Here is a 9,858-nt window from a genome sequence, read left to right as displayed (position 1 = left end):
TGCTCGACCAGGGCGGGATCATCCTCGACCACGCCGATCAGATTGGCTTGAACGAATGGAACGTGACGTCTAGCATCGACGAGCAGCGCGGCAAGTTCCTCGGTGCCCAGCCGGCAGCGCTTGGCCAGCATCGCCCGGCCTTCAACCGTCAGGCTTTCGAGCCCTGCTTCAATGGAGACGCAGCCTGCGGCGCCCAGCAATTCCAGCAGCTCGGGCTTCCACAGATCGATGCGGGTCTGCACGCCGAATTTCACATTGCGATCGACCAAGGCTTCCAGCAACGCTTTTTGCGGCAGGAAGATTTCGTCGATGAAGTAGATGTAGCCGACACCTTGGGCAATCAGCCGATCGATCTCCGCGACCACCGCTTCGTGGTTTCGACGGCGATAGGCATCACGGAAATCGATCTTGGCGCAGAAGCTGCAATTGTAGGGACAGCCGCGCGATGCCTCGACTTCCGCGCCGAACCCGACCTGATTGTCATCGAACCTGTGATGGTGGTGCGAATGGGCTGCGATCCAGTCCGCAGGCCATTCGAGGGGTGGATGATCGACAAACGAGCTGGCGTGGACGCCGCCGTTCGAAACCACCCTGGCATCCCGCAGATAAGCGGTTGAGGGCACTGCGCTCCAATCGTCGCGCCGGGCAAGTTGCTCGACGACTTCTTCGCATTCGCCGCGCACGACGATGTCGACGCCGAGCTTGCGCAAGGTTGGCGCCGGCGTGGCCGAGCCGTGCGGCCCGACGGCGACCGTGCGTCCACCGCGCCCGGCGAGAAGGTTGAGGAAATCGGCCGGCACGCGCAATTCCGGCGGTGCGCAGCGCCAGAACAGATAGGTCGGCGCGGTACTGACGACAGTCATTGCCGGGGCGAAATCGGCCACCCGCTCGCAAAGACCGGAATTGTCGAGCTTCTGCAACTGACCATCCAGCATCAGCACCTCATGTCCGGCGGCTTCGAGCAGGGCCTTCGAATAGCCGAGTTCCAGCGGCAGATGTGGTTGGCGGCAGCCGAAATAGATGCTGTCGTCGTAGGTCCAGAATGGGTTTACCAGAGCGATTTTCATGCGACGTACCTCACGGCTTCGGGGTGAGGCTCGAGCCGGTGGCGCTGCAGCCAGTCGGCTAGGTCGCGGACGCCTTCGCGCCATGAAACCTGGGCCATCCAGCCAAGCGCGGTTTTGATCTTGCGGGTGTCGGCGACGAAGAAGGGCTGGTCGCCGGTGCGTTCGCCATCATGGCGGATTGAAAGCTCATGGCCGGTCAGGCCACGGATCTCGCTCAACAGCGTGCGCAGGCTGAGCGCATTTTCCGGGCCGCCGCCAAGATTGAATGCCTGGCCTTTGGTCGTCTCGATGTGGTCGAGTACGGCCCTGTAGGCGGCGACGGCATCGGAAACATGCAGGATATCGCGCACTTGCCTGCCGTCACCGTAAATGGTGATGGGGCGTCCCGTCAGCGCGCTGAGCAGGAAGTGCGCGACCCAGCCCTGGTCCTCGGTTCCGAACTGGCGCGGTCCATAGATGCAGCTCATCCGCAGCACCGCCGTCGGCATGCCGTAGGATTTGGCGTAGTCGAGCACATACTGGTCCGCCGCGCCCTTGGAGCAACCGTAGGGCGTGCAGAAGTCCAGGCCCCGAGCCTCATCGATGCCGTTCGCCTGGATGACGCTGTCGCAAGGCACATAGCGGTCGCCGTCCTCGCGGACCGCGACGTCGGGCAGGCTGCCATAGACCTTGTTGGTGCTGGCGAAGACAACAGGAATACGCTCACCGCTCAGTCGCGCCGCCTCCAGTACGTTGAATGTTCCGCGAAGGTTGATGTCGAAATCCTCGCCCGGCTGGACCAGGCTTGTGGTGACGGCGGTTTGCGCGGCCAGATGGAAAATTGCCTTTGAACCCGTCAGAGCCGGCGCCAAGGCGTTGGCGTCCCGCACGTCGATGGTCTCCACCGTGAGGCGACTGGCGTGTTTTTGTGCCAGCCATTCAAGGTTCTGCTGGACGCCCGGACGGCTGAGATTGTCGATCACCAGCACCGGTTCGCCATCCGACAACAGGCTGTCGGCGAGGTTCGATCCTATGAAGCCGCTGCCGCCGACGATGGCGACCGGCGCGTCGCGTCGATTGCGTGTGTTCATGACACCAGCCCGCGTTCTTCGAGCTCGCGTTTCATGTCGGCGCCGCGGTCGACGGCGGACGTGTTACGCACCCAGGAAACGAAATCGCCGAGCGAATTCTCCCGTTGCCGCACCGGCTCGAAACCGAGCAGCTCACGGGCCTTGGAAATATCGGCGAAGCAGTTGCGGATATCGCCGGAGCGCGCTTTGCCGAGCAGTTCGGGCGAGCGGTTCGGTGTCCCCATGGCCTCGGCCAGCAATCGTGCGACTTCGCTGATCGCGTAGGCTCGGCCGCTGCCGATGTTGATGACATGACCCTTTGCCTGGCGTTGCTGCAGTGCAAGGCGAAAGGCGCGGGCGACGTCATGCACATGGACGAAATCGCGCTTCTGTTCGCCATCCTCGAAGATCATTGGCCGTTGGCCGTTGGCGAGACGCGAAGCGAAGTTGGCCAGCACGCCGGTATAGGGGTTCGACAATGCCTGGCCGGCGCCGAAGACATTGAACAGGCGCAACGCGACAGCATCGATGCCATAGGCTTCGCCGAAGATCAGCACAGCGCGTTCTTGTGCGTATTTTGTCAGCGCATAGATTGAGGCGAGATCGACCGGCTTTTCTTCGTCCGTTGGCAGCGGCGAGAGGGGGGCTCCCTCTGGCGACAGCGGATTCCATTGCCCGCTTTTGATGTCGCTCGCCTTGCGCCGGGCATTGTCGATGCGCCGGCCGTCTGGCGTTGCATAGAGCCCTTCGCCATAGACGCTCATCGACGAGGCGACGACGATCCGTTCGACCGGGTGCTTGATCAGTGCTTCAAGTAGCGTTGCGGTGCCGAGATCATTGGCGCCGACATAGCGCGCGATCTCGTACATCGATTGTCCGACACCGACTTCCGCCGCCAGATGAATGACCGCGTCAACACCTTCCAGCGCACCGGCGACCGCCTCCCGGTCTCGGACATCACCCTTGATCAGTTCGGTCCCGGCGGGAAGCGCGACGGCTTCGCCCGCATGCACCTGCTCCAGCAGCGCATCGAGGATGCGAACCGAATAATCCTGCTCGACGAGTTCCTGTGCGACATGCCGGCCGATGAAGCCGCAGCCTCCTGTAACCAATATGCGTTTCACGACGACTCCTCAGACCAGTAACCTCGGCGCCCCGAACTTTTCGGCAAAAGGTTTGTTCCCTTGCTTCAACAAAGTTCCTTTGGCGGACTTCGTTGGGAGCCGGCATCGCGATCACGGCGCGGTGCTGGAACATTGACGCCCTTGTGCTGTTAGGACGCCCGACAGCCCGCGTGTCCCATGGAGCAACGCCGATCAAAGGAGATTTCAATGTCTCAGTCGCAAACGACCACCGACCACGACGAAATTCGCAAGTGGGCCGAGGAGCGGGACGGCCGGCCGGCAGTGGTGCGCACAAAAGGCGAGGGCGGCATCCTGCGGATCGACTTCGGTGAGCCTGAGGAAGCATTCGAGCCCATCGAATGGGACGAGTTCTTCCGGATATTCGACGAGAACGATCTGGCCTTTCTGTATCAGGCCAAGACCGGGGAGGGGAAAGCCAGCCGTTTCAACAAATTCGTCGAGCGCGATCAGAAGGACTGATGAGACAAGCCAAGCGGCTGATCTGTACGGCCCAGTTGTCGAGATGTGGTCAACAATGACGGCCCCGCGGCTTAGCACTTCAGCCTGAGAGGGAGGGTAAAATTAATGCATCAGGTTTGCGCCGCGGGTTTTCGCCATCTCTCGCATGATGCCGTTGAGCCAGTTTTCAGTGGATTGACCAGGCTGTCTGCGGTCGACATCCCGGATCGCTTGCTCGAGCGTCCTCTCGACGAGCCGATCCGATGCGTCGACGTCTCCCAGCAAAAGGCGCGCCGCAAGTCGCAGTTTGGGCAAAAGCGCGAAGACGTCGTCGGACGGGTCCGGTCCGGGGGTCGCCCGCCCCGGTGCCTGCGGGGGAAAGAGTGCGTTGAACACCGCCTGGCTGCCCGAGGATTTCCGCAGATTGCTGGCGTAGCGGAGATGGTCGGGAATGGCGATGTCGTCATCGCCACTGAAGAACACGAAGGGGACACCCCGGCGCATCAACTCATCAGCGATTGGAAACACGCGTCGGCCATTGAGATTGACATCGAGGATTGCAGCTTCGGCCGTTTCGGTATGTTTGGATGCCTGTTCGACGGTTGCGGCGGGCCCGAGAATGATGGCGCCCATATTGCTGAAAAACCGCGCAAGATCTCCCGCCATCGTCCACTCGTCTTCGACTATCAGAATATGCAGCCCCCGCAGGTCGCGCACGTCGTCATCCTTTCTTGCAACGGAGGTTAGAATGCAGAGGATTTGCTTTCCGAATTCTGTCATCCAGGGCCGCCTGCAACCGCTTCGCAAGCATCAGCATGCGATTCGGGACGGGCCCCGCATCGGAACCTGCTAGCGATCCAGGCGCCCCTGACACCACTGGCGCTCGGAGTTTTATGTCAGCAGAGCGTTTCGTCATTGAACCACCATTGATATCGGGTTCAACGTCATCCCTGACGTCTTGTTCCATACGTCTTGCGCGCTATATGGTTATGTCCTGTTCGATCCGGCCTTGAGGAGACTTCATGTCGGGTCGGCGAAAGGGGGACATGCCGTGACTGCCCGATCGACTAGATTTCCCATCGTTGGCATCGGCGCGTCCGCGGGTGGCATTCCCGCGATGGAAGGCTTGTTCAAAGGCGTTACCAGCCAGCCCGGCATGGCGTTCATCATCATCACGCATCTCAGCCCGAAGCGAGAAAGTCTGTTGCATGAAGTTGTCAGCCGCTACACCGAGATGCCTGTCGTTGTGGCCGAGGATGGCATAGCTGTTGTACCTGACCACGTCTACGTGATGCCACAAAACGTCACTCTGGCGATCGCCAACGGTGTGCTGCGCCTGCGGCGGCCCAACGGGCTTACCCAAGAGCGCAAACCCGTCGACATCTTCTTTAGTGCGCTCGCTGAAGACCAGGGCGAATATGCCGTGGGCGTCATTCTGTCGGGCGGTGATTCCGATGGAACGCTGGGCGCCAAGGCGATCAAGGAGCGGGGTGGCCTCACTGTCGCGCAAGCGCACGACGGCTACGGGCCGCGCAATCCCGACATGCCACAGAGCGCTATTGCCAGCGGGCTCGTCGACGTCGCTGTGCCCGCCGAGGAGATCGGGGCGAAGCTGGAGGCTTTCGCCCGCGGCTTCGACACGCTGGAAGGGCTGGCGGAAGAAGATGGCGACCATACGGCCGACATCGATAAGGTGCGAGAACAGATATACGCCATTCTGCGCAGCCACTCCGGCCACGACTTCTCGGGCTACAAGACCAAGACATTTCTGCGCCGCGTGAAGCGACGCATGCAGATCGCCCAGGTCCATTCCATCAGCGCCTATATAGACTGGCTGAAGAAAGATGCTCGCGAGGTGATGAACCTTTTTCGCGATCTGCTGATCAATGTCACCAACTTCTTTCGCGACCCCGATGCCTTCGAGTTGCTCGAGCGAAAGATCATACCGCAGTTGTTCGAAGGCAAGACCGCCAGCGACACCGTCAGGGTCTGGGTTCCCGGATGCGCCACGGGCGAGGAGGTGTTCTCCATCGGCATCCTGCTGCGCGAACACATGGAGACGCTTACGGTCGTTCCGCGCGTCCAGATATTTGCCACCGACATAGACGAGCCTGCGCTGGCGGTGGCCCGGGCGGCACGCTATCCCGAAGCCCTGCTGCAAGGGCTTTCACCCGAACGCCGACAGCGGTTCTTCAACGGCGACGGAGAGAGCTATGTCATTAGCAACGAGATACGGGAACTGTGCATCTTCTCGCCGCACAGCGTCATTCGCGATCCGCCTTTCTCGCGCATGGATCTGGTCTCCTGCCGCAATCTGCTGATCTATTTCGGCCCGAGCATCCAGAGCCGTGTCATCCCTGTCTTTCACTATGCATTGAAGCCCGGCGGTTACCTGTTCCTCGGCACCTCCGAAAGCGTTGGGCAGCACGACAATCTGTTTGCCACTGTCGACAAGAAACATCGTCTCTTCCAGGCGCGCGAGCATGCCTCGCCGCATATCAGGCTGCCCGCCTTGATCGGTGAGAGCCGTTCCGGCGTCTTTCCCTCTGAAAGCGCCGGCTTAAGGAAGGGAGCCGCCGGTTATCCGCTGCGCCAGGCTGTCGAGGCGCAGGTGCTGGAGCGCTTCGCTCCGCCGCATGTCCTGGTCAACGCCGAGGGCGATGTCGTCTATTATTCGGCCAGGACCGGCAGATATCTCGAAGCGCCGCAAGGGATTCCCAGCCGGCAGTTGCTGACGATGGCTAGGCGTGGGCTGCGACTGGACCTCCGCGCCGCGTTGCGGGAAGCGACGACGACGCGCCGCACAGTGGTGCGGGAAAACCTCATCGTAGAGGAAGACGACGAACGGGTCCAGCCGATCAAGCTCACGATCGAACCGCTCACCGAACGTGGCAATGGCGAGCCGCTTTATCTCGTCCTGTTCGAACCGTCGGGGCCGACCCAGGCCCGCTCAGAGGAAGACGGCGGCGGCCGTGACAGTGACAGCACCGCCGATCTCGAGCGGGAGCTGCGCGACACCAGGGAGCGCCTGCAATCGACGATCGAGGAATACGAGACCGCGCTGGAGGAGGTCAAATCGTCGAACGAGGAACTCGTCTCCGTCAATGAGGAGGCGCAGTCCACCAACGAGGAACTCGAAGCCTCGAAGGAGGAGATGCAGTCGCTCAACGAGGAGCTCAACACGATCAACGCCGAGTTGACGGCCAAGATAGAGGAGCTCGACCACGCCAACGGCGATCTGCGCAACCTGTTCGAAAGCACCGACATCGCGACCATTTTCCTCGACCGCAGCCTTGTGGTCCGTACCTTCACGCCGGCGGCGTCATCCTTCTTCAGCCTGCGTCCCTCCGATGTCGGCCGGCCGCTGACGGATCTGTCTAGCCAGCTCGACTACCCCGAGTTGAAGCAGCACATCGACAAGGTCTTTGAGACAGGCGAGATCCTGAATCACCATCTGGCACGCGATGCCAGGGGCCTGTTCCACATGGTCCGCATCAATCCCTATCGCGACAAGGGCAACAGGATCCAGGGCGTGGTGGTGACACTTGTCGATGTCACCACTCTGGCACAGGCGGAAGAGCATCAGCAGGTGCTCATCTCGGAACTCAACCATAGGGTCAAGAACATGCTTGCGGTGATCGCCAGCATTGCAAGCCGCACGCGGGAAAGTTCTGATACGAAGGAGGAGTTCGCGGATGCGCTGATCGGCCGCCTGCATGCCATGTCGCGGGCCTACGGCCTGCTGACCCGGGAGAGATGGAAGGAAGCCTCGGTCAGGGAAATGCTCCAGCAGGAGCTCGAACCATTCGGCATCGAGCGGATCGAACTCGATGGCAAGGATGTCAAACTAGGTCCGCAACAGGGGCTTTCCCTGAGTATGGCCATCCATGAACTGGCCACCAACGCGGCCAAGTATGGCGCTTTGTCAAAAACCGACGGCAAGGTCAGTGTGCAATGGTCGATCGACGATGACAGTTTCACATTTGGCTGGCGAGAAAAGGACGGCCCTCCTGTCAAGGCGCCGTTAGACAATGGCTTTGGGCTGACCTTGTTGCAGGGTGAAATTGATTACAGGCTGGGCGGCCATGTCGAGACCGCGTTCCACAAGGACGGCCTCAGCGTCCAGATCGCGTTTCCGGCAAACCACAAGGAGGCGCCGTGAGCGACGACAGGCCGCGCGTTCTGGTGGTCGAGGACGAATGGCTGATCGCCGAAGACGTCGCGTCTCGCCTGCGTGCGGCGGGTTATCCCGTGATCGGCCCGGTCTCGTCGGTCGCCGCGGCTCGTCAACTTATCGATGCAGGCAAAGTCGACGTGGCGCTGCTGGACATTCAATTGAACGGTGAAACAAGTCTGCCCGTGGCCGAAACACTGTTGGCTCGCGGTATCCCCTTCGCCTTCATGACCGGATTTGGGCCCCGTGACGTTCCCAAACCCTTCCGAAACTGCAAATTCGTGCCGAAGCCGGCAGGCGACGCTGCCCTTCTCAACACCCTGGCCGACCTGGCATCGCTTCGTCCCGACACGCATTCTTCGTGATTTCAGGCAGTGCTGGCCTCGATCGATCCGGTGACTCCGGCCCGCCCGATTTAGGGTTCATTCGACTGTGAACACCTCAGGGACCGCGAAGTGGAACAACTCAAGTCCGTGCGAGTTCGGTAGCCGTGCAGCGTCATCGCTCCCCTCGTTTGATGCTGGACGATCGGGTCCCCCTCAGCCTGATCCGCTCGCGCTTTCTGTTGGAAAGCGCGAGCCTTTAATCATCTCGACGATCATGTTTTTGGACCGGGGTGGGAACAACGTACCGGTTCGGCAGTTCGGCGTGCAGGAGGAACAAAATGCAATTCGCCGAAGAAATCGCGCTCAGGCGCGTAAAAATGCTGGTCGAACAATATGTTGTAGCCAGGAGCAGGAGATATGATTTCGTCTCGACGGAACTTGCCTGCAAAGCCATCCGCCAGGTCGTACGAAGTCCGATTGAAGATGCCGAACTGGACCATCTGCTGGCCAGAAGCGCCGTCAAGCAAGGGCTTTCGGTGCGGTTCGACCGAATAGGTCATTGGCAGACGGCTTCGCCCGAACTCCAGGAGAAGTCAGCATGAGAGCAGTGCTATTGATGTCGGCGGCATTGCTCGCCTTGGCGGGGTGCAACGATAATGCCGATCCAGCCAAGTCCAAGACGGATACTACGAACAGCCAACCGGTCGACAAGAATCCCACGACCGACACCAACCCGACACCGCAGACCAGCACCGGCGGCGAGCAGCAAGGCACGCAGCCAACCCAGCCGGCATCTCCAAAGCCAAGTGGCGGCTAGGCCAAGTGGCGGCTAGGCCAAGTGGCGGCTACGGCCGCTTCTGTGCCCAACGGCGGGGTCGCCGGACACGTCTCTCCGGCCGGGACCGAGGCCTCCGGCCTCAGCAAACAATTCTTACGGGAACGGACTTGACGGCCGGAACGTGGGCCTCCTTGGCGCGATGCCATAGGGGCACCAGGGGATTGAGTTCCGGATAATAGCCGGCGCAGTTGCCTTGCGGCACGGAATAGGGTGTCACACGAAGGCCGCGCACACGCCGCTCCACACCGTCATCGGCATGCGTTTCGAGATCGATCTGCTGCCCCGCGGTCAGTCCGAACCGCTGGATGTCGGCCTCATTCATCAGCAACACCATGCGTGTACCGTGGATGCCGCGCAACCTGTCATCATAACCGTAGACGGTCGTGTTGAACTGGTCGTTGGATCGCACTGTGATCAGCGTCAGCACCTTTTGGCCCGAGACATCGATATCGGGATCTGTCTCCAGCGTGGTGGGCGGCTTGAAATTGGCCTTCTTGTTCGGCGTTTCCCAAATTCGCTTCGATGCCTTGATGTCGCGATGGAAGCCTCCGGGTGTCAGGAACCGCTTGTTGAACTGGCGGAAATGCTGTGGAAAGCAGCGCTCGATCTCATCACGGATGCGAGAATAGTCGGCAATCCACTTATCCCAAGGGATCGAACTCATGTCTGGCACGGTGGCCTTGGCCAGCTCCGCGACGATCTTCGGTTCCGAAAGCAGGTTTGGCGAAACCGGCGGGCGCGATCCAAAGGACCCATGGATGCAGGCGGTCGAATCCTCCATGGAAACGGTCTGATCGCCGCTTGCCTGGCGATCTCTTTCT

At 60.8% G+C, this 9,858-nt stretch carries 10 protein-coding genes; 5 read left to right on the top strand and 5 right to left on the bottom strand.

Going from position 1 to position 9,858, the window contains the following annotated elements; translation table 11 throughout:
• The 3 genes from EN991_RS11040 to EN991_RS11030 all read right to left on the bottom strand — a co-directional run.
• A partial coding sequence (locus tag EN991_RS11040; protein WP_127368740.1) for a TIGR04295 family B12-binding domain-containing radical SAM protein occupies nt 1-1,067 on the bottom strand: 1,067 nt, incomplete at its 3' end.
• On the bottom strand, nt 1,064-2,137 hold the full coding sequence (locus tag EN991_RS11035) for an NAD-dependent epimerase/dehydratase family protein (protein WP_024502366.1): 1,074 nt from the start codon (nt 2,135-2,137) through the stop codon (nt 1,064-1,066). The genes EN991_RS11040 and EN991_RS11035, both read right to left, overlap by 4 nt.
• Nucleotides 2,134-3,240 carry an NAD-dependent epimerase/dehydratase family protein gene (locus EN991_RS11030; protein WP_127368739.1) on the bottom strand — a complete coding sequence of 369 codons (1,107 nt, stop codon included), beginning with the start codon at nt 3,238-3,240 and terminating at the stop codon, nt 2,134-2,136. Before EN991_RS11030 ends, EN991_RS11035 begins: the two co-directional genes overlap by 4 nt.
• Nucleotides 3,241-3,447: 207 nt before the next feature.
• Here EN991_RS11030 and EN991_RS11025 point away from each other — a divergent pair, with 207 nt between their 5' ends.
• Nucleotides 3,448-3,720, top strand: a complete 273-nt coding sequence (locus EN991_RS11025; RefSeq protein WP_013533191.1) for a hypothetical protein — start codon at nt 3,448-3,450, stop codon at nt 3,718-3,720.
• Nucleotides 3,721-3,822: 102 nt separating this feature from the next.
• On the opposite strand, the gene EN991_RS11020 is transcribed toward EN991_RS11025, so the two are convergent.
• Nucleotides 3,823-4,479, bottom strand: coding sequence for a response regulator (locus EN991_RS11020; RefSeq protein ID WP_127368738.1), 657 nt, complete (start codon nt 4,477-4,479; stop codon nt 3,823-3,825).
• 271 nt (nt 4,480-4,750) lie between these two features.
• On the opposite strand from EN991_RS11020, the gene EN991_RS11015 reads away from it, so the two are divergent.
• The 4 genes from EN991_RS11015 (at nt 4,751) to EN991_RS11000 (ending at nt 9,016) form a co-directional block, all read left to right on the top strand.
• Nucleotides 4,751-7,861, top strand: coding sequence for a CheR family methyltransferase (locus EN991_RS11015; RefSeq protein WP_127368737.1), 3,111 nt, complete (start codon nt 4,751-4,753; stop codon nt 7,859-7,861).
• A complete protein-coding gene (locus EN991_RS11010; protein WP_127368736.1) occupies nt 7,858-8,238 on the top strand; it encodes a response regulator in 381 nt (126 codons plus the stop codon). Before EN991_RS11015 ends, EN991_RS11010 begins: the two co-directional genes overlap by 4 nt.
• 299 nt (nt 8,239-8,537) lie before the next feature.
• On the top strand, nt 8,538-8,801 hold the full coding sequence (locus tag EN991_RS11005; protein ID WP_127367384.1) for a hypothetical protein: 264 nt from the start codon (nt 8,538-8,540) through the stop codon (nt 8,799-8,801).
• Nucleotides 8,798-9,016, top strand: a complete 219-nt coding sequence (locus tag EN991_RS11000) for a hypothetical protein (RefSeq protein ID WP_013533186.1) — start codon at nt 8,798-8,800, stop codon at nt 9,014-9,016. The genes EN991_RS11005 and EN991_RS11000 overlap by 4 nt, the downstream gene beginning before the upstream one ends.
• A 100-nt stretch (nt 9,017-9,116) precedes the next feature.
• Here EN991_RS11000 and EN991_RS10995 read toward each other — a convergent pair.
• A partial coding sequence (locus tag EN991_RS10995; RefSeq protein ID WP_281058794.1) for a molybdopterin dinucleotide binding domain-containing protein occupies nt 9,117-9,858 on the bottom strand: 742 nt, incomplete at its 5' end.

Origin of the sequence: Mesorhizobium sp. M7A.F.Ca.US.005.03.2.1, from assembly GCF_003997795.1 — a bacterium.
GTDB classification, from domain to species: Bacteria; Pseudomonadota; Alphaproteobacteria; order Rhizobiales; family Rhizobiaceae; genus Mesorhizobium; species Mesorhizobium ciceri.
The sequence above is the reverse complement of the archived record's forward strand: the minus strand, read 5'-3'. Positions and strand labels throughout refer to the sequence as shown.

What these genes read in the sequence shown, in the direction of transcription:
- EN991_RS11035 (WP_024502366.1), bottom strand. Translation starts at nt 2,137, where the DNA reads ATGAACACACGCAATCGACGCGACGCGCCGGTCGCCATCGTCGGCGGC.
- EN991_RS11000 (WP_013533186.1), top strand. Translation starts at nt 8,798, where the DNA reads ATGAGAGCAGTGCTATTGATGTCGGCGGCATTGCTCGCCTTGGCGGGG.
- EN991_RS11020 (WP_127368738.1), bottom strand. Translation starts at nt 4,479, where the DNA reads ATGACAGAATTCGGAAAGCAAATCCTCTGCATTCTAACCTCCGTTGCA.
- EN991_RS11005 (WP_127367384.1), top strand. Translation starts at nt 8,538, where the DNA reads ATGCAATTCGCCGAAGAAATCGCGCTCAGGCGCGTAAAAATGCTGGTC.
- EN991_RS11025 (WP_013533191.1), top strand. Translation starts at nt 3,448, where the DNA reads ATGTCTCAGTCGCAAACGACCACCGACCACGACGAAATTCGCAAGTGG.